This is a genomic window from Sinorhizobium glycinis (genome assembly GCF_001651865.1).
Lineage (GTDB): Bacteria > Pseudomonadota > Alphaproteobacteria > Rhizobiales > Rhizobiaceae > Sinorhizobium > Sinorhizobium glycinis.
On the sequence record NZ_LPUX01000055.1, the window covers coordinates 194,275 to 212,592 of the forward strand.

General features: G+C 62.5%; 17 protein-coding genes. 8 read left to right on the top strand and 9 right to left on the bottom strand.

Going from position 1 to position 18,318, the window contains the following annotated elements; all coding sequences use genetic code 11:
* Window positions 1-85: 85 nt before the first annotated feature.
* Window positions 86-1,066, bottom strand: coding sequence for a UDP-glucose 4-epimerase GalE (gene galE, locus AU381_RS12345; RefSeq protein WP_064242063.1), 981 nt, complete (start codon window positions 1,064-1,066; stop codon window positions 86-88).
* Window positions 1,067-1,212: 146 nt separating this feature from the next.
* Here galE and AU381_RS12350 point away from each other — a divergent pair, with 146 nt between their 5' ends.
* The 4 genes from AU381_RS12350 to queE are packed head-to-tail and all read left to right on the top strand — an operon-like array spanning window position 1,213 to window position 3,362.
* Window positions 1,213-1,506, top strand: coding sequence for a hypothetical protein (locus AU381_RS12350; RefSeq protein ID WP_162273420.1), 294 nt, complete (start codon window positions 1,213-1,215; stop codon window positions 1,504-1,506).
* A gap of 55 nt (window positions 1,507-1,561) precedes the next feature.
* On the top strand, window positions 1,562-2,272 hold the full coding sequence (gene queC / locus AU381_RS12355; RefSeq protein WP_064242065.1) for a 7-cyano-7-deazaguanine synthase QueC: 711 nt from the start codon (window positions 1,562-1,564) through the stop codon (window positions 2,270-2,272).
* A complete protein-coding gene (gene queD, locus AU381_RS12360; protein ID WP_064242066.1) occupies window positions 2,272-2,628 on the top strand; it encodes a 6-carboxytetrahydropterin synthase QueD in 357 nt (118 codons plus the stop codon). The genes queC and queD overlap by 1 nt, the downstream gene beginning before the upstream one ends.
* On the top strand, window positions 2,625-3,362 hold the full coding sequence (queE, locus tag AU381_RS12365) for a 7-carboxy-7-deazaguanine synthase QueE (RefSeq protein ID WP_064242067.1): 738 nt from the start codon (window positions 2,625-2,627) through the stop codon (window positions 3,360-3,362). The genes queD and queE overlap by 4 nt, the downstream gene beginning before the upstream one ends.
* 97 nt (window positions 3,363-3,459) lie before the next feature.
* Here the strand turns inward: queE and AU381_RS12370 are convergent, their stop codons facing one another.
* Window positions 3,460-5,280, bottom strand: a complete 1,821-nt coding sequence (locus AU381_RS12370) for an ABC transporter ATP-binding protein/permease (RefSeq protein WP_064242068.1) — start codon at window positions 5,278-5,280, stop codon at window positions 3,460-3,462.
* A gap of 558 nt (window positions 5,281-5,838) precedes the next feature.
* On the opposite strand from AU381_RS12370, the gene AU381_RS12375 reads away from it, so the two are divergent.
* Entirely contained in the window at window positions 5,839-6,090 is a 252-nt protein-coding gene (locus AU381_RS12375; protein ID WP_064242069.1) for a helix-turn-helix domain-containing protein, read from the top strand.
* 96 nt (window positions 6,091-6,186) lie between these two features.
* On the opposite strand, the gene AU381_RS12380 is transcribed toward AU381_RS12375, so the two are convergent.
* Both AU381_RS12380 and AU381_RS12385 read right to left on the bottom strand, forming a co-directional pair.
* Window positions 6,187-6,552: a response regulator gene (locus AU381_RS12380; RefSeq protein WP_064242070.1), complete on the bottom strand. Its 366-nt coding sequence runs from the start codon at window positions 6,550-6,552 to the stop codon at window positions 6,187-6,189.
* The gene (locus AU381_RS12385) at window positions 6,549-9,275 is read right to left on the bottom strand and encodes a PAS domain S-box protein (protein ID WP_064242071.1); all 2,727 of its coding nucleotides are present in this window, start codon (window positions 9,273-9,275) and stop codon (window positions 6,549-6,551) included. Before AU381_RS12385 ends, AU381_RS12380 begins: the two co-directional genes overlap by 4 nt.
* Window positions 9,276-9,450: 175 nt before the next feature.
* On the opposite strand from AU381_RS12385, the gene eglC reads away from it, so the two are divergent.
* Window positions 9,451-10,848, top strand: coding sequence for an endo-1,3-1,4-beta-glycanase EglC (gene eglC / locus AU381_RS12390; protein ID WP_064242072.1), 1,398 nt, complete (start codon window positions 9,451-9,453; stop codon window positions 10,846-10,848).
* Window positions 10,849-10,896: 48 nt separating this feature from the next.
* On the opposite strand, the gene AU381_RS12395 is transcribed toward eglC, so the two are convergent.
* Window positions 10,897-11,886 (bottom strand): sugar-binding protein, encoded by a 990-nt coding sequence (locus tag AU381_RS12395; protein WP_064242073.1) that lies wholly within the window; start codon window positions 11,884-11,886, stop codon window positions 10,897-10,899.
* Between the two features lie 45 nt (window positions 11,887-11,931).
* Window positions 11,932-12,912, bottom strand: a complete 981-nt coding sequence (locus tag AU381_RS12400; RefSeq protein WP_064242074.1) for an NAD-dependent epimerase/dehydratase family protein — start codon at window positions 12,910-12,912, stop codon at window positions 11,932-11,934.
* Window positions 12,913-13,090: 178 nt separating this feature from the next.
* Between AU381_RS12400 and AU381_RS12405 the strand changes: the two genes are divergently transcribed.
* Both AU381_RS12405 and AU381_RS12410 read left to right on the top strand, forming a co-directional pair.
* A complete protein-coding gene (locus AU381_RS12405) occupies window positions 13,091-13,888 on the top strand; it encodes an ATP-binding cassette domain-containing protein (protein WP_064242075.1) in 798 nt (265 codons plus the stop codon).
* A gap of 29 nt (window positions 13,889-13,917) precedes the next feature.
* Window positions 13,918-14,916, top strand: a complete 999-nt coding sequence (locus tag AU381_RS12410) for an ABC transporter permease (RefSeq protein ID WP_064242076.1) — start codon at window positions 13,918-13,920, stop codon at window positions 14,914-14,916.
* A gap of 26 nt (window positions 14,917-14,942) precedes the next feature.
* On the opposite strand, the gene AU381_RS12415 is transcribed toward AU381_RS12410, so the two are convergent.
* From AU381_RS12415 to AU381_RS12425, 3 genes are all read right to left on the bottom strand, one after another.
* Window positions 14,943-16,187: a S41 family peptidase gene (locus AU381_RS12415; RefSeq protein WP_064242077.1), complete on the bottom strand. Its 1,245-nt coding sequence runs from the start codon at window positions 16,185-16,187 to the stop codon at window positions 14,943-14,945.
* A gap of 167 nt (window positions 16,188-16,354) precedes the next feature.
* Window positions 16,355-17,482 carry a site-2 protease family protein gene (locus tag AU381_RS12420; protein WP_064242078.1) on the bottom strand — a complete coding sequence of 376 codons (1,128 nt, stop codon included), beginning with the start codon at window positions 17,480-17,482 and terminating at the stop codon, window positions 16,355-16,357.
* A gap of 226 nt (window positions 17,483-17,708) precedes the next feature.
* Window positions 17,709-18,011 carry a hypothetical protein gene (locus AU381_RS12425; RefSeq protein ID WP_064242079.1) on the bottom strand — a complete coding sequence of 101 codons (303 nt, stop codon included), beginning with the start codon at window positions 18,009-18,011 and terminating at the stop codon, window positions 17,709-17,711.
* Window positions 18,012-18,318: the final 307 nt, after the last annotated feature.

The following is an 18,318-nucleotide window of genomic DNA, read 5'->3' on the forward strand; positions in this document are numbered from 1 at the left end:
AGCGGGCAGCGCGGACGGGCGCCGCCGGCAGCCGTCGGACTCACCGGGCCAGCGTCAAACAGGCCCGGCGCGGCTGCCGGCTTGCTCAGCCGTTTCGGCGCGAATGCCAGTTCCAGGCCGACTCGGTGATCGCCGCCAGGTCGTATTGCGGCTCCCATCCGAGCACTTGCCGGGCCTTGTCGTTGTTGGCGACGAGCGTCGTCGAGTCGCCCTCACGACGCCCGACATAACTGACATTGAACGGCCGCCTGGAGACCTTTTCTATGGACGTGAGGAGCTCTTTCACCGTTGTGCCCGTGCCGGTGCCGAGATTGAGTTCGACGCTGTCGCCGCCCTCAAGCAGGTAGTCCACGGCGCGCACGTGCGCATCGGCGAGGTCGAGCACATGGATATAGTCGCGCACGCAGGTGCCGTCGCGCGTCTCATAATCCGTTCCGAAAACCTTGAAGCCTTCGCGCCGCCCGAGCGCCGCGTCAATTGCGAGCGGAATGGCGTGGGTCTCCGGCTCGTGCCATTCGCCGATGCGGCCTTCGAAGTCGGCGCCGGCGGCGTTGAAGTAGCGCAGGATCACGGACCGCAGGCCCTTGTAGAGGCCGTAGTCCTTGAGCGCCTGCTCGCAGACCCATTTGGTCCGGCCATAGGGATTGATCGGAGCCTGCTTGTGCGTTTCGTCCATCGGTACGCTGTCGGGCAACCCGTAGGTGGCGCAGGTCGACGAGAAGACGAAGGCTTCGATGCCGGCGGCGAGCGTCGCCGACAGCAGGGTCAGCGTTCCGACGACGTTGTTGTCGTAGAATGCGACCGGGTCCTTGACCGATTCGCCGACCTCGATCATGGCCGCAAAATGCAGGACGGCCCGTGGCTGATGACGAGCCAGTACCTCGTCGAGGCGGCCCCGGTCGCGGATGTCGCCCTTCTCCAGCACGCCCCACCGGACGAATTCCTCGTGGCCGTTGGAGAGATTGTCGTAAACGATCGGGTGATAACCCTTTTCGGCCAATCGGAGGCAGGTGTGGGAGCCGATATAGCCGGCACCGCCGACGACGAGGATGTTGTTGTTCTGCACGGGCAACCTCTCGGAATAACTTCAGATACCGGAATGGAACGGCCTACAGCGCCGTGCGTCTTATCAGACGCACAAAGCACGCTGTAGCACCTTGCATCGCTGCATGTTTTTATCCTTAAATCGGCTACGATTTATGGAAACATGCAGTGGCTTTCGCAACCAATAGCGGCGAATTTCCAACACAGTGTGTAAGTTCTGCAAAAGAAGGCACTTCACACAACGGCCAATGGTGGTCCGCTTTGGAAGACATCGGCGAAGGCGGCGGGACTGTGGACATGCAGCACTTCGCGCTTGCATGGCGATGGGCACAATATTTTTCCTTGGCTCCTGCGTTCCCAGCGACGGCGGAGCAGCGCTCCGAAATCGTGCGGCTGGCAAGCAAACGGATTTTCGCCCTCTTTGCCCGCCCGGCCATTCACAAAGCGTCCGCTTTGGCCTAAAAGGCCGGCAGGTAATACCGGTCGCAGCCTACCCGGTCAAAACAAGGACACTGTCATGAAAACCATCGTAATCTGCTCCGGCGGATTGGATTCCGTTTCGCTTGCGCACAGGATAGCGGCGGAACATCAGCTTCTCGGCCTGTTGTCGTTCGACTACGGCCAGCGGCACCGCAAGGAGCTGGACTTCGCCGCCGCCTGCGCCAGGCGTCTCGGCGTGCCGCACCAGATCATCGACATCCGCGAGATCGGCCGCCATCTGACCGGGTCGGCTCTGACCGACGACGTCGACGTGCCGGACGGCCATTATGCGGAAGAGACGATGAAGGCGACGGTCGTGCCGAATCGCAACGCGATCATGCTGGCGATCGCCTTCGGCGTCGCGGCCGCCCGCAAGGCCGACGCCGTCGCTGCCGCCGTGCATGGCGGCGATCACTTCATCTATCCGGACTGTCGGCCGGGCTTCATCGATGCCTTCCAGGCCATGCAGAACCATGCGCTCGAGGGCTACGCCGACGTCACCCTCCATACGCCCTATGTCAATGTCTCGAAGGCCGACATCGTCGCCGATGGAGCGAAACACGACACGCCCTTTGCCGAGACCTGGTCCTGCTACAAGGGTGGCGCGCGCCATTGCGGGCGTTGCGGTACTTGCGTCGAGCGGCGAGAAGCCTTCCATCTCGCCGGGGTGGCCGACCCGACCGAGTACGAGGATCCGGATTTCTGGGTGGCGGCGACGCGCGCCTTCGCAGCCGAGGAGGTGAAGTGATGTTCCGCATCACCAAGGAGTTCCACTTCTCCGCCTCGCACCAGCTCACGAGTCTGCCACCCGAGCATCAGTGCGCTCGGCTGCATGGCCACAACTACATCGTCGAAGTGGAGCTTTCGGCCGAAACGCTGAACGAACACGGCTTCGTGCGCGACTATCACGAGCTCGCGCCGCTGAAGCGCTATATCGACGAGGTTTTTGATCACCGGCATCTGAACGACGTGCTCGGCCATGATCGCGTGACGGCGGAGTGCCTGGCGCAGCATTTCTACGTGTGGTGCAAGGCCCGGCTTCCCGAGACGAGCGCCGTGCGCGTCAGCGAGACCGCGAAGACCTGGGCGGAATACCGGCCATGACCGGCACGCGACCTGCCGAGATCCGCGTCAGCGAGATTTTCGGTCCGACGATCCAGGGCGAAGGCGCGCTGATCGGTCTCCCTACGGTGTTCGTGCGGACCGGCGGCTGCGACTACCGCTGTTCCTGGTGCGACAGCCTGCACGCCGTTGACAGCGAATACCGCGACACATGGCGGGCGATGACGACCGAGGAAGTCTGGAGCGAAGTCACCCGGCTTTCCGGAGGCCTGCCGGTGATGGTCTCGCTTTCCGGCGGCAATCCGGCGATCCAGCCGCTCGGGAACCTGATCGCGCGCGGTCACCGAAAGGGCTATCGTTTCGCCCTCGAGACGCAGGGATCGGTCGCCCGCGACTGGTTCGCCGAACTAGACATGCTGGTGTTGAGCCCCAAGCCGCCGTCGAGCGGCATGGAAACGGACTGGGAGGCCCTCGACGCCTGTCTCCGGATGGCCGGGGGCAGGCCGCAGGTCCTCCTGAAGATCGTCGTCTTCGACGAGGTCGACTATGCCTATGCGCGGGCAGCGGCGGCCCGGCACCCGCAATTGCCCATCTATCTGCAGCCGGGCAACCACACGCCGCCACCCCCGGATGACCACGATGCGCCGATCGATATCGAGGGCGTGATGGAGCGGATGCGCTGGCTGGTCGACAAGGTCATCGAGGACCGGTGGTTCGAGGCCCACGTGCTGCCGCAGCTGCATGTGCTGATCTGGGGTAACAGGCGCGGCGTGTAGCGACCCCTAAAGCGCCGCGCGTCTTATCAGAGGCCACAGTACGCGACAGTAGCGTAATTGGGCTTGGCGGATGCTTTTTCGCCCTCATCCCTGTGCTTCAAGAAGCGCTCCGCGCCGCCATTTCCATCTCGGCAATGCCTCCGCCGAGGCGGACAGGTTTCAACGGTGGCGCGTCGGCATCCTTGACGAGATGGATGACGCGCGAAAACAGCGCGCCGTTGCGCGGCGTGGGGCCGATCTTGACGACCGCCGTTTCCATGAGGTCGGTCTCGAAGATCGACAGCGCCCGCTTCAGCGCATCGCTGTCCATGGTCTCGAGCGCTTCATCGATGATCACCCAGCGCGGCCGTTGCAGGAGCAGCCGGGCAAAAGCCAGGAGGCGCTGGTCGTCGTCGCTGAGTTCGCGTTCCCAACGGGCCTCGCGGTCGAGCGATTCCGCAAGCTGCTCGAGGCCGACCTTCGAGAGAGCGGCCACGATTTCCGCATCCGGAAAGCTGGTCGCCCGGGGATAGGCAAGCGCGTCCCGCAGCCGGCCGCGCGGGAAATAGGGAGCGCGCGGAATGAACGCCACGGTATCGTCCGCGGGCATGCCCACGCGGCCCCCTCCCCAGGGCCACAATCCGGCGAGGGCGCGGAAAAGCAACGTCTTTCCGGCACGCGGATCGCCGCTGATGATGACGCGCTGACCGGCGCCGATCTCGATATGGGGTTCGGCGAGCCTCGTCCGTCCCGAGGGGGAAACCACTTCGAGATTGTCGAATGTCAGGCTTGCCCGATTGTTTTCGACGAATTCTATCCGCTTTTCCTTGTCGTGCAGCGTGTCGGCCATGATCAGCGCGCGCCGGAAGGCGGCAACCCGCAGGAGGGTCGCGCGCCAGTCGGTGATGGCACTGACGTTGGCGACGAACCATTTGAGCGACGTATGCACCTGGTTGAAGGCGCCGACGGCCATCATCAGGCCGCCAAAGCTGATGTTGCCGGCGAAATAGACGGGTGCGGCGACGAGGATGGGCGCCACGACCGTGACCCAGCCATAGCCGTCCTGGACCCAGGCAAGGTTGATCTCGGCGCGGAATATGTTGCGCATGGCGGTGAGCACCGAGGAGAGATCGAGTTCGAGCCGCCGGCGCTCTCCCGCCTCACCGCCGGCAAGCGATATGCCGTCGATATGTTCGTTGGCATGCATCAGCGAGAAGCGCAGATCGGCCTCCCGCGCATAGCGCTCGCCGTTCAAGTGGATCATTGGCCGTCCGACCAGCCAGCTCAGGCAGGATGCCGAGCCGGCGTAGAGGATCGCCGCCCAGACCATGTAGCCGGGGATCTCCAAGGAACTGCCGCCGATCTGAAAGGCGAATCCGGCCGAGAGCGACCAGAGGACGCCGACGAAGGAGATGAGCAAGATCGACGATTGCACGAGTCCGAAGCCGAGGCTGGTGGTGAGATCGGCGAGGTGGCCGGCGTCTTCCTGCATCCGTTGATCGGGATTGACTCCGATGGCGCCCGCATTTGCGAGCCGAAATGCGCGCCGCGGCCGCATCCATTCACCGATCAGGTCCAATGTCAGGCCTTCGCGCAGCTTCAGCCGCACCATCTGGTTGAGCCACTGTTGAGCGACGTTGAACACCAGGAGAACGCCGGCGATGACGAGGAAGACCATGAGCTGATAGAAAAAGGCGTTGAGGTCGCGCCGTTCGATGGCGTCGAAGAAAGGCCGGTACCAGCGGTTGAGGATGATCTGCCCGATCGCGGTGGCGATGATGACGGTGAAACTGCCGGCCGTCAGCCACAGGATCGGCTTCAGAACCGGCGAGGCGACGAAGGCACGCCGCATCATGTCGAACTGCTGCCAGAGACTGCTGCCCTCTGGCGGCGCGGCCGGCGATCGGGACGCAGTCTTCTTGCCGGTCGGTTTCGTCATCGTCAGTTCCTCCCTTTCGAAGGGCACAGCCTGTCCGCCTAACCCGACGGTCGGTACACCGAGGCCATCGGCAAGCACGACGCACCAACAGACGGTTCAGGGGATTCGTGATCTCGGACGGTCCTGCCGTGGGTGCAGGCCCGCAGTAATGCCGAGTCAGCGAGGGCAATGCCCCGCTCAAGGATCGGCGGCAATCGTCCGTCCTGTGAACGTAGGGAAGGTCCGGGACTGCCGTTGCGATGCCCGCATTCAGGGTCGGGCAGCAGCCCGTTCAATGCAAATGTACGACTGAATATCCGTAGGTGCTGAAACGCAGCCAAACTAAAAACAACCATGGAGCCAGTGTAAGGGTAACCGAGGCCGCTGGAAACAGGTTTCTATTCGGCTGCGGACTGGCAATTCCGTGAGCGGTTCGGGCGGGTGGCGGGGCGGGCGCTTATTTTAGCTTGTTCATGTTACAGCATTGACATAAAACGTTACCGCTGTCCCCGAAGGCGCGTCTCACCCACACTCAGCAGCGAATTCGAAAGAATTTCATGTCAAGAGAAGGAGACATTTATGTCCATTTCACCCTCCAATATTGGCCACAAGCAAGCCTCTGCCATAGTCGGCGGCGATATTGCCGCCCGGGTCCGGGCTGCTCGTGAAGCCGTTGGCTACAGCATCGAGGATCTCGCTGTCACCTGCGGCCTTGCCAATGTGGAAATAAGCGAAATTGAAAGCGGCATGGACAACAGTCCAGCAAAACTGAAACGAATCGCCATCGCGCTTCAGGTGCCGATTTCGGACTTCCTGCCCGCCGAAATTTGATTTTAGTGACCGGCCGGCGACATGTGTCGGCCGGGTCGCCTCGGTTCCCACTTTTTTTGATTTGCCTTCGGCAGCCCGCCGCGCCTCAACCGGGTTTCAATCGGCGGGAACAAGACCCTTGATTCTACGGACAAGCTCCGTACCGTCGAACGGTTTTGTGAGCCGCGGCAGGGCGCGAAAGCGCTCCGGCAGATCGGACACCGCATAGCCCGTCAGCAACAGCACCGGCACGTTGCGTTCGAGCAGTTCGTCGACGAGCGGATAGACGAACTCTCCGCGCAGGTTGAGGTCCAGCGTCGCCACGTCGAATCTCTCGGCGCGTGAGGCCGCGATTGATGTGCTGAGGGTGGTGAACGGTCCGATAACCAAATAACCGGCCGCGATTAGATCGTCTTCGATTTGCAGGGCCACGAGAAATTCGTCTTCGACAACGAGGACCCGACATGGCTCGAAGGCTGTCATGGGGAGGCTTCGCGAGGGCAGGGGATGTCGATCGTGCATACCAGGCCTTGCGGCGCGAACTCGAGTTGGACCTCGCCGCCGAGATCCGAGGCCAGTACGCGTTCCAGCAGCAAGCGGCCGAACCCATTGCGTTCCGGGGCGAGAACCGGCGGCCCGCCCGATTCTCTCCAGCGGATTCGCAACCGATCGGTTTTCCGGTCCGCCGACCATTCGATGCCGACGCTGCCCGCCTTCACCGAAAGCGCGCCATGTTTTGCCGCGTTGGTGGCAAGTTCGTGGGCCGCCATGCCCAGCGTCAGGGCATATTTCGGCGGCAGCATTGTCGGCGGTCCGGAGAGCGTAACGTTCTTCTTGCCGTCATCGTGATAGGGGGCCAGTTCGTCCAACAGCACGGTTTCCAATGAGACCCCCGACCAGCTTGCTTCGGCGAGGCGCGTGTGGGTTTGCGCCAGCGCCCTGATGCGAGCATCGAACGAGCGATGCGCCTCGTGAATATCCGGGCTGACCGAAAAGGACTGCCGCGCGATCGAGCTTACGATCGCGAGCGTGTTCTTGACCCTGTGGCTGAGCTCGGCGACGAGAAGGTTGCGCTGCCATTCGGCTTCCTTGCGCTCGGTAATGTCCATGCAAACGCCGGCGAGCTTGCCCGGCTTTAGGGCACCCTGAGGCGAAAACTGTCCGAAGGCTTCCATCCAGCGGATCTTCCCGCCGGCAAGCCTGATCCGGTAAACGATGTGGTAGTCCTCCCGGGTCTCTACCGCCTTGGCGATTTCCAGCTCGACAAAGGGAAGGTCGTCCGGATGAATGTCTCGCTTGAAATCGGCGAACGTGCCGCCGAACGTTCCCGGTTCGAGATGATGCAGAGCCTCGAGCCCCGGGGACCATATCACCTCGCCCGTGCCGATGTTCCATTCCCAAGCGCCCATGCGTCCGGCCTCGAGCGCGATCTGCAGCCGGCGTTCGCTTTCCTGCAGCGCTTCTTCGGCCTGCTTTCGCTCGGTTATGTCCACCGATGCAGCCACGGCGCCGATCACTTCGCCGGCGGCGTCCCGCAACGGCGTCGCATTGCCGAAGAGGTGACGCGACGTCCCATCTTCGAAGCGGACTTCCTCCTCGAAGTTCGGCACCTCCTCGCCGCGCGATGCGCGCTGCACCGGGAGCTCGTCAGGCGTTAGCATCTTTCCCATGGAGAAGACGCGGAAATTGCCGGGGCGCTCGCCGGCCGGGGCCGATAGCGACAGGTTGGTATCCGGTGCTTGCCGGAGAAGCTCATAGGCGGTTCGGTTGCCGCTGATGACCCGGCAATCGGGCGTGCGCGCGATCCAGATGGAAGCTGGCACGGCTTCCATGATCGCCATCAACTCGGCTGCTCGTGCCCTCTCGCTTGCCTCGTTGCGTCGCAACTGCTCCTCTGCAAGACGCCGCGCTTCTTCGACACGCATGCGCTGAATGCTGAAGCCGAGCTGCCGCGCGATCATCAATGCCAGGACGATTTCGTTGTCGGTGAAAGCGTGCGGCAGATCATAATAGGTCATGAACTTGCCAATGAGTCTGCCTTCGGCGACGAGTGGAATGAAACCGAGAGCAGCAATACCTTCCGACTCGATGGTCGGCCGGAGGGCGGTCAGTGCCTCGGCTTGAGCAATGTCTTCGAGAAAGATGGGCTGCGGGTCCCGCTCCTCGGAGGTCCAGGGAGAATGCCCGTCGACTGCGTGCCGATATTGTGGCGAAAGACCGCGCCAGGCGACGAAGCGCATCTTGGCGGAGTTGTCGAAAAGCAGAATGGAGGCGCGGTGGCAGCCGAGCGCGCCCTGGATGGCATCCAGCGCCGCCTCGTAGACTTCCGCGATGTCCAGGGCCCGATGGAGCCTCTCGGTCAAGCGAAAGAGCGCGGCCTGCTCGCGCAAGCGGGCGGCCAGCGCCTCGGCGGCCCGTCTTTGTTCGGTGATGTCGCGGGCGATCTTCGACGCGCCGACAACACGTCCTGCGGCATCTCGAACCGGTGAGACCGTAAGCGAAATATCGACAAGGCTGCCGTCCTTGCGGCGGCGCGTCGTCTGATAGTGATCGATGCGCTCGCCATTGCGGATGCGTCTGAGGATGTTGGGCTCCTCGTTCTCATAGCCGGGCGGCATGAGAACGGTGATCGATTTGCCCAGGACCTCGTCTGCCGCATATCCGAACAGCCGCTCCGCACCCTTGTTCCAGCTCGTTATGATGCCGTTCAAATCCTTGGCAACGATGGCGTCGTCCGATGATTCGACAATTGCCGCGAGGTAGCGGGAATCCTGTTCTGCGCTCTTGCGCTCGGTCATGTCGACGAGGAGATTGACGGCGCCGGCAAGCTCACCGGACTCGTCGAAGATCGGAGTCGGATGCGGGAGGAGCAGAGCGGTCGAGCCGTCCGGTCGAACCGCTACCAGTTCCTGCCCCCGGATCGGTTGCCGCTCTTTCAGCGCCATTGCCAGCGGGCATTCGCCGTGCGGCAAGGGCGAGCCATCGGGCCGGCGAAGTTTCCAGCTTACGCACCAACGGTCCTGGCCGAGTTTCGGCTGACGCCCCGCGAGATCGGCCGCGGCAGGGTTGCAATAGGTGACGTAGCCATCCGCGTCCGTGGTGTAGACGGCGACGGCCAGTGCATCGAGTGCCGCTCGAAAATCCGGTGAGCCCAAGCCGCCAAGCTCGCCCACCAACTGCTTGGTCAGGGTCTCCGCGCTGCACATTGCTCCCTCCGCATGCTGCATAACGGCGGAAAACGCCGCTAATCGTAGCTTTGTTCCAGAACCCCCCAAAAGACGTAGGGGTGTGGAGCCACGCCGCTGATGGTAGGTTCGCAGAGGAGGGGCATTGCCCCTGGGCTTAGCGGATGAGGAGGTCACTCAAACTTGGAGACATTCGATGAGTAGAACTGTGCTGAATGCCGTGGGAACGCCGCTCTACTATAGCGGAAGCTCGACGGCCTGGTTTTCCGCCACCGGATCGGGACCCAAGCTCTATGGAACCGCCGGCAATGATTCCATGTGGGGGGACAGTTCCGTCAATGTCACCATGATCGGCGGCAAGGGCGACGACATCTATTATCTCTATTCAGGGATCAACCGCGCCTACGAGGCCGCGGGCGAAGGCGTCGACACGATAAGCACATGGATGAGCTACACTCTTCCGGCAAATTTCGAGAACCTGACCGTCACCGGCAATGGCCGGTTTGCCTTCGGCAATGACATTGACAATATCATCAAGGGCGGCTCTGGAAGCCAGACGATCGACGGTCGCGGCGGCAACGATGTCCTGATCGGCGCGGGTGGCGCCGACACCTTCGTCTTTGCGCGCGGCAATGGAAGCGATCTTGTCACCGATTTCAACTTCGACGACACTGTTCGCCTGGATGGCTATGGATTTACCTCCTTCCAGCAGATTCTGGCCAATGCGAGCCAGGAGGGTTCGAATTTGAGGATCGCCCTCGCAGATGACGAGAGCCTGGTGTTCGCCAACACCACTGCCGATCAGCTGCAGGCCCACCAATTCCGGCTCAGTCTGGATCGTTCCGTTCTTACGCAGACTTTTTCGGACGAATTCAACACGCTTCAGCTGCGAGACGGCACGACCGGCGTCTGGGATGCCAAATTCTGGTGGGCGCCGGAGAAGGGAAGCTCGCTTTCCGGAAACGGCGAACTGCAATGGTACATCAATCCGAGCTACCAACCGACCGCTTCCGCCAATCCGTTTTCCGTCAGCAACGGTGTCCTGACGATTACCGCCAAGCCCGCATCGGAGGCGATTCAAGCCGAAATCAACGGCTATGACTACACGTCCGGACTATTGACGACCCATTCGTCCTTCGCCCAGACCTACGGCTATTTCGAGATCCGCGCCGACATGCCGGACGACCAGGGCGCCTGGCCGGCCTTCTGGCTGCTGCCCGCCGATGGCTCCTGGCCGCCGGAACTCGACGTCGTCGAAATGCGCGGACAGGATCCGAATACCGTGATCGCCACCGTCCATTCCAACGAGACCGGGTCGCAGACCAGTATTGCGAGCGCGGTGAAGGTTGCCGACGCTAGCGGCTATCACAAATACGGCGTGCTTTGGACCGAGGACGAGATCGTCTGGTACTTCGACGACGCGGCGATCGCGCGTGCCGACACACCCTCTGACATGCACGACCCGATGTATATGCTCGTCAATCTGGCGGTCGGCGGCATCGCCGGCACGCCGAGCGACGGGCTCGTCGACGGGTCCGAGATGAAGATCGACTATATCAGGGCCTATCAGCTGGACGCCGACTGGCAGATCTAAAGCGAGCTTGGGGAGGCCGAACCGAGCGGCCGGCCTCCCTCCTGCAACCTATTTCTGGATACAGGTATCGGCCGTGTCCTTGGTGCATTCGTCGAGACCGGTAAAAACCGGATCCTCGACCGGCTTGCCGGCGATCAGGTCCATCATCACCGAGGGCGCCTTGTAGCCCATCTCGAAAGGCCGCTGCCCGACGAGGGCGGTTACCAGACCCTCCTTGGCGATGGCCACTTCCTCGCCGATCGTGTCGGCAGCGCCGATCACGAACTCGTTCTTGGCGATCTTGTCGGCCATGGGCTTGAACAGGTCGCGGTAAGGCTGCGGCGCGCCGAACAGCGGCCAGCCGCCCATGATGCCGAAGGCATCGAGGTCGGGATTGGCGGCAAGGATGTCGGTCATCGCCTGCACGCCCTTGGCGCCGTCGTCATTTGTGAAGACCGGGCAGCCGGCCACTTCGGTCCAGCCGCCTTCGCCCTTGAGCTCCGCCAGGCCTTTCTGGCCGGTCAGCGCGTCGCGCATGCCCTGGGCGCGGCGCAGGATATTGTCGGCGCCGGGATTGCCTTCGATGGTGCAGATCTTGCCGCCATTCGGTTTGCCCTTCTTGATGTATTCGCCGATGCGGAAGCCCATCAGGTAATTGTCCGTACCGAGATAGGTTTTGCGCAGCGCCGAGTCTTCGGCAGCGAGATCCGCATCCAGCGTCATGACCGGCACTGTCGGATTGGCGGTCTTGAGCGTCTGGGCGATGAGCTTGGCGTTCGAGGGCGAAATGGCGATCGCCGCCGTATCCGCCTTGCCCAACATGTCCTGGACGATCTGCGCTTCACCGGCCTCGTCCGAGGTGGAGGCCGGCCCGGTGTAGAAGCATTCGTATTCCGAATCCGGATTTTCCTTGTTCCACTTCTGGCAGCCCTGGTTGATCGCCTCGAAGAACGGGTTGTCGAGGCCTTTCACGACAATGACAAGCTGCTTCTTCTGGGCCAGAGCGGTTCCGGCGCTGAGCGCCAGGACGGCTGCGGCAAGCAATAATGCCTTCCTCATGCTTTCCTCCCTTGCACGCACGGACACCCGTGTCCGCGACACCAGTCAGCCGGGATACCAGACGATGCGCGGATCCTCCTCCGAGCGCTCGTATTGCCAGGCCGAGTCGATAAGCCGTTTGAAATCGTAGCTGGGTTGCCAGCCAAGCAGGTATTTTGCCTTGCTGTTGTCCATCCAGTTCGAGTGGAAGCGGCTCGGTATGTTCACGAAGGCAAGACCGCGGGTACGCGCCAGATAGGCGGCGACTTCGCCGTAGTCGACCGGTCGATCCATCGAGATGTTGAAGAGCTGCCGGACCGCGCGGGGGTTATCGATTGCCGCCAGGATCGCCGCGACAAGATCGTCGACATGGACGAAATTGCGCTTCAGCGGTCGCCCTTCGGCATCCAGCAGCAACGGCACCGTGCCGTCCTTCGCATAGCGCTTCGCATCCCCTTCGGGAACGAGGTCTTTCCAGACCGGTCCACCGAAGACGTCGTCGCCGAAGGACAGAGAATATTTGAAGTCGTCCTTCTCCATGATCCACGGCGCGCGCAGGCAGCAGCCGTTGATGCCGTACTGGATGCCATATTGTTCCAGCATCACCTCTTCGAGGACTTTCGACAGCGCGTAGCAGCCCGGATAGGCGCGGTGCGGCGTCAGCTCGGTGATGGGGCCGTCGTGGCGGTAGTGGAAATGGCCGACGCCGGCGTCGCCGCCGATGAGGACGAACTGCCGGGCGGTCTCGCTGGCGCGGAACGCCTCGAGCAGCCAGAACAGACCCTTGACCGTCACGTCCATCACGCTGTCAGGAGTTTCCTTGCAGGTGGCGAGATGGACGACATGCGTCACCCCGACAAGTGTCCGCGCGGCGACGTCGCGCTCGGCGATCGTTCCACGGACCACTTCGACACGGTCTGTCTCGGCACACAGGCGGTTGTGGCAAAGCGCGCGGATGCGCGCCTTGGAAAAACGCGGATCGTCAAGCAGCCCAGCGATGAGATGCTGTCCGACCTTGCCCGTTGCCCCGGTGACAAGGATCAGCATGCATGCTCTCCTCCTGCTGATAGCTAATATCCGCGCGCTTCCCGCGTCAACGGATATTTGTATTACAATATGAGCTTGCGTGCATATACGCCTTTATTTGTAGGACGATTGACGCTGTTCCACGCATTTGCGTAAATGGAGATCACAATTACCCTTGGGAGGAGACCCGGGCGGTCGTATGGGCTCTTTGCCGGCTGGGCATGCACGGAGCGACGCAAGGTATCGGGAGGCTGATGTGGCGGTTCTCGAACTCGCCAACATTTCCAAGCATTTCGGCGCCATCCAGGCGGTCAACGACGTTTCGATTTCGCTCCAGGCCGGCGAGGTTGTCGGTCTCATGGGCGACAACGGCGCCGGCAAATCCACGCTCGTCAAGATGATCGCCGGCAATTATCGGCCGAGCCACGGTACCATGCGCATGAACGGTGGCGAACTTGTGATGCACCGACCCATCGAAGCGCGCCAGCACGGCATCGAGATCGTCTATCAGGACCTGGCGCTCTGCGATAATCTGACTGCGGCCGCGAACGTCTTCCTGGGCCGCGAATTGCACCGCGGCGTCGGTCCCTTGCGCGTTCTCGATTACAAATCGATGTACCGGCGCGCCGGCGAGATCTTCAAGGAGCTGAAGTCGGAAACCCGGCCGCGCGATCTGGTCAAGCAGATGTCCGGCGGTCAACGGCAGGCAGTGGCGATCGCCCGCACCATGCTCTCGGAAGCGAAGATCGTGCTGATGGACGAGCCGACTGCGGCAATCTCCGTCCGCCAGGTGGCGGAAGTGCTGAACCTCATCCGCCATTTGCGCGACCGCGGCATCGCCGTCATTCTGATCAGCCACCGCATGCCGGACGTCTTCGACGTCGCCGATCGTGTCATCGTGATGCGGCGCGGCCGAAAGGTCGCCGACAAGGCGATTGCGACAAGTTCGCCCGAAGAGGTCACTGGTCTGATCACGGGCGCGATCGAGCAGGTATAATTGGGCTCAGGAAAAAACGAAGGTCGGTCATGGCAATTACCTTGGATCGGGCGATCGGGCAGAGGCAGCAGGGCTGGGTCACCTCGGTTCTGTCCAGCCAGACATTCTGGGTGCTGATCGCCGTCATTCTGGCCTGCCTCTTCCTGTCGGTCGCGACAGATACCTTCGCGACCTCGAAGAACCTTTACAACATCACCCGCAATTTCACCTTCGTGGCGATCATTGCGCTGGGCATGACGCTTGTGATCATCACGGGCGGCATCGACCTGTCCGTCGGCTCGGTCCTGTGTCTCTGCAGCATGGTGCTCGCGGTGGTCATGAATGCCGGCTACAGCATCGAGGTTGGGATTGCCGCTTCGGTCGGCACGGCGCTGGTGATCGGGGCTTTCAACGGCGTCATGATCGCCTATCTCGGCTTTCCGCCTTTCGTCATCACGCTCGGCATGCTGTCGATCGCCAGGAGCCTGGCGATGGTCGCCTCCAACAACACCGTCGTCTTCCAGTTCGGACCGGATCACGACACGCTGCTTGCGCTCGGCGGCGGCGCCTGGTTCTTCGGCATCGCCAATCCGGTCATCTATATGATTGTGCTGGCGCTGCTCACCGGCTTCGTGCTGCGCTGGACGAAATTTGGCCGCTACGTCTTCGCGATCGGCGGCAACGAGCACGCCGCGACGCTGACCGGCGTTCCGGTCCGCCGGATCAAGGTTGCCGTCTACATGATCTCGGCGCTTTCGGCGGGCGTTGCCGGCATCATCCAGACCGGCTGGCTCGGCGCCGTCACCACCAATATCGGCGCCGGTATGGAGCTTCAGGTCATCGCCGCGGCGGTTATCGGCGGCGCCAACCTGGCGGGCGGGGTTGGCACCGCTTCCGGTGCTTTGATCGGTGCGGCGCTGATCGAGGTGATCCGCAACAGTCTCGGCCTGCTCGGCATCAACGCCTTCTGGCAGGGAACCTTTATCGGCGGGGCAACGGTGCTCGCCGTACTGTTCGATCGCATCCGCAGTTTCCGACAGAGCGAGTAGGCGGCGGCTGACGGACGCCGAGCCGCTCACCCCTTGACGAGAATGCGCTGCATTTCATCCATGGCCGCATCGAGCTGCGGGTCGCGTCCGGCCGCATAGGGCAGACTGAAGGATACGGCTATGTCTGGTTCGACGCCGCGCCCTTCCAGACGCAAGCCTTCATCTATCACGGCATCGGAGACGGCCACTTCCAGAAGGCTGTCGTCGGGAAGAAGAAAAGCGCGGCCGGCGAGCAAGGCGCCAGCCGTCCGCGAGCCGACGAGGGGAATGTTATTGACCTTCAGCGCATGGGCGAAGAGCTCCAGGCCGCTTCGCGACCCTTCATCGATGATCGCCACGACTGGCCGGCGCCAGCGGACGGTCCCGAGCATGTCCTTGCCGTCCCGCGAGATCAGCCGGAACGTCGGCACTCCGCCGACGAAAAGGTCCGCGGCATCGGGCGGGCCGCCGCCCCAGCGACCGCGCAGGTCGACGACGACGCCATCGGCGTTCTTCAGGCGGCCGCTGGCGAGCTCGCGGGCGACGATGTCGAGGCCGTCGCGGGTTGAGAGCGTCCAAAGCCGCAGATAGCCAATGCGCCGCCCCTCCCGTTCGGTAACCGTGACGCTGTTCTCGATCGCCTTTTCAAACGTGCGCAGCGGCCGCAGCCGCTCGACGGCGACCGTGACGGTGATTGGCAGCGCCTCTCGATGGCGGCGCAGCCGCACGTCGACGGTCCGCCCGACCTTGCCTCGGAAGGAGGCGATCTCCCGGTAGGGCAGGCCGTCCACCGACAGGACCTCGTCGCCGACCCTGATGCCCGCCCGGTCGGCCGGAGCGCCGTCATACACGTCGCTGACGAAGCGCAGCCCGTCTTCAAGGCGCGTGACCATGCCGATGCCGGCATAGCGAACCTCGCCGTCCGGCGGGAAGAGGCGTTTGATGTCGCTGCGGATGCCGAAGCGGAATATGTCGGCCAGTTCGTAATAGTCGATCGTGTCGGCGGTGAAGCGCGCGGTATGCGACACGCCGAGACTGGCGAGCACGCTCTCGACCGCCGCGTCGACCCGATCCTCCGAGCTCTTTGCCGTCAGCGCCCCGCGCTCATCCACTTGCCGCCGCACCGCGGCGCTGAAGCGATCGAGCGCAGATGGGTCATAGAAATTGTCGATGACGAGTTCGACGGCACGATCGAACACCGCATGGCCGGAACGGGGCAAATCGAGAGCGAGGCTCTGGCCGGGCATGAGCAAAAGCAGGAGCGCGAAGGGCAGGGGGCCGAACGTCTTCATTGTTGCGGAACCATGTTTCCGTTCATGGCCAACAGTATCCGCAAAGCCGCGGTCGGATCGAGGCTCGCCTCAACAACATTCCGTGAAGGGGCGCCATCCAGTCCTGTCCTCGTCTCGGAACAACGATGACGCCGCGTCCCGCCGGGACCAGCTGGACGCCTTTGTGTTCAGCTTCGCATCTCGGGATTGCGATGCCGCAAATGGCCGAAGCGGAATCGGCCCTCCGCGGCGGCACGCACCATCATCATTTCTCCGATGGTTTCATGCGTCATCAGCCCGACGAGGCGGTCCATGCCGTCCACGACCGCGACTGCAGGTGAATTCGCCCCCTGCATGAGGCGCAGGCTCTCCTCGAGACGCTTGCGATAGTGGATGCTCGGCACGTCGCGACGCATCACCTGGAGGACCGGCGTTGCCGCGCCCTTCTCCTTCAAGGACCGGATCATATCGTCCCGCGTCAGAAGGCCCTCGAAACGGCCGGAGGAATCGACGATTGGGAACTCACGCTGCGTTGTCGCAAGGAGGGCTTCGATAGCCTCGTCGATGCTCGCCGTCCGGTCGAGCGTCGCGAATTCAGTGATCATGACATCGCTCACGAGAACGCTGCCAGAGATCTCGCGGATTTGCGCATTCTGCGCCTCCGCGCTCGCCGCCAGATAGACGAAGATCGCGATGAAGATCAGCAGCGGGTTGTAGAACAGGCCGACGAAACCGAAGACGAAGGCGAGACCCTGGCCGATGAAAGCGGAAATCTGGGTTGCGCGCGACCAGCTCAGGCGCGAGGCGAGCGCGGCGCGCAGGACGCGGCCGCCGTCCATGGGGAAGGCCGGGATCATGTTGAAAAGCACCAGAAAGACATTCACCCCGGCAAGCCGCGCCAGAAAGCTCATGCGCGGGTCCTCGATGCCGGCAATTTGCTCCATCCCGATGGAGGTTCTGAGGACGAGAATGATGACGCCGGCGATCGCCACGTTGACGAGCGGTCCGGCGATCGCAATCACGAACTCGGCGCCCGGCTCCTCCGGCATCCGTTCGAGGCGGGCGACGCCGCCGATCGGAAGAAGCGTGATATCCGGCGTCTTGATGCCGAAATGGCGCGCCGCGGCAATATGGCCGAATTCGTGCAGAACGACGCAGGCGAAGACCGCCAGGACGAATGCGATGCCTTCAAGGGCGGCCGGCGTACCGCCGATCCTGTAATGCATCAGCCATATCCAGACGAGCAGCAGTGCGAAGGTCACATGCACGCGAAGTGCGGTGCCGGCAATCGTTCCAATCCTGAAAGACCAAGCCATGCGCGAAACGCTCCTGCCGTGCCGCCAGCCCGGGCGTCCACGGCGCTCGGCAAGTCCTGCCGAGATCGAGTGTACGCCGCCGGGGGCGGCTTTGACATCACCTCGATCGGCCAGCGCAGTCGGCGGCGCAACGAGGATATCTGCACAATCGACGACCGGCCGGATCGTTGCGCGCGTGCTCCCGGGTCGTCACTCTGGCAGGCCCGTTATCGACCCCGACGAGCTCTCAATAGGCTCTGGCCGGGACAAACAGACAGATCGTTCTTCCGTGGTCCTCGCCCGCCGCCGAGCACCAATGGTATTCGCCGTCGGGTGATATGCGCACTCTTCTGTCGGAATAGGGGAGGACCTCGCCGGTCGCGTTGATGATATAACCTTGCGGGCGTTCGCTGACTGCCGTCTGGTTGACGTGGCGGCAGTCGAAATTCGAGCAGCAGGAGTTCGGGTATTTCCAGCCGCTCGGCGCGTCATGGGCGTTGGCAAGGGTGGTCGTAGACAATCCGACGAGCAAAAACAGAATTCCGCGCATTGCGATCTCCTTCTACGGCAGGATGTCGAAGAGAACGCGTTACATTCGAAATCCGCGATAACTACTTGGAATCGAGTATTTTTGTGGGTGCTCGCATGGAACCCACGACAAACTTGCTGATCGACAAGGAACGGTCGCCAATTCTCGAACGAGGGACACGGTCCGGAACCGACAGCGTTCATTGATGCTTACAAACGGCGGGATCATCCAAATTGATCCACATCAGCGGCGTTACATTTCAATTCCGGCAAATTGACGTCCTGGCGATGCACTTGGCGCCAGAAACACCCGTTGATTGTAGCCGGGA

Bases quoted from the DNA above. Each gene is read 5' to 3' on its own strand.
- queC (WP_064242065.1), top strand. From the start codon at position 1,562: ATGAAAACCATCGTAATCTGCTCCGGCGGATTGGATTCCGTTTCGCTT.
- queD (WP_064242066.1), top strand. From the start codon at position 2,272: ATGTTCCGCATCACCAAGGAGTTCCACTTCTCCGCCTCGCACCAGCTC.
- queE (WP_064242067.1), top strand. From the start codon at position 2,625: ATGACCGGCACGCGACCTGCCGAGATCCGCGTCAGCGAGATTTTCGGT.
- AU381_RS12370 (WP_064242068.1), bottom strand. From the start codon at position 5,280: ATGACGAAACCGACCGGCAAGAAGACTGCGTCCCGATCGCCGGCCGCG.
- AU381_RS12375 (WP_064242069.1), top strand. From the start codon at position 5,839: ATGTCCATTTCACCCTCCAATATTGGCCACAAGCAAGCCTCTGCCATA.
- AU381_RS12380 (WP_064242070.1), bottom strand. From the start codon at position 6,552: ATGACAGCCTTCGAGCCATGTCGGGTCCTCGTTGTCGAAGACGAATTT.
- AU381_RS12385 (WP_064242071.1), bottom strand. From the start codon at position 9,275: ATGTGCAGCGCGGAGACCCTGACCAAGCAGTTGGTGGGCGAGCTTGGC.
- eglC (WP_064242072.1), top strand. From the start codon at position 9,451: ATGAGTAGAACTGTGCTGAATGCCGTGGGAACGCCGCTCTACTATAGC.
- AU381_RS12395 (WP_064242073.1), bottom strand. From the start codon at position 11,886: ATGAGGAAGGCATTATTGCTTGCCGCAGCCGTCCTGGCGCTCAGCGCC.
- AU381_RS12400 (WP_064242074.1), bottom strand. From the start codon at position 12,912: ATGCTGATCCTTGTCACCGGGGCAACGGGCAAGGTCGGACAGCATCTC.
- AU381_RS12405 (WP_064242075.1), top strand. From the start codon at position 13,091: ATGGGCTCTTTGCCGGCTGGGCATGCACGGAGCGACGCAAGGTATCGG.
- AU381_RS12410 (WP_064242076.1), top strand. From the start codon at position 13,918: ATGGCAATTACCTTGGATCGGGCGATCGGGCAGAGGCAGCAGGGCTGG.
- AU381_RS12415 (WP_064242077.1), bottom strand. From the start codon at position 16,187: ATGAAGACGTTCGGCCCCCTGCCCTTCGCGCTCCTGCTTTTGCTCATG.
- AU381_RS12420 (WP_064242078.1), bottom strand. From the start codon at position 17,482: ATGGCTTGGTCTTTCAGGATTGGAACGATTGCCGGCACCGCACTTCGC.
- AU381_RS12425 (WP_064242079.1), bottom strand. From the start codon at position 18,011: ATGCGCGGAATTCTGTTTTTGCTCGTCGGATTGTCTACGACCACCCTT.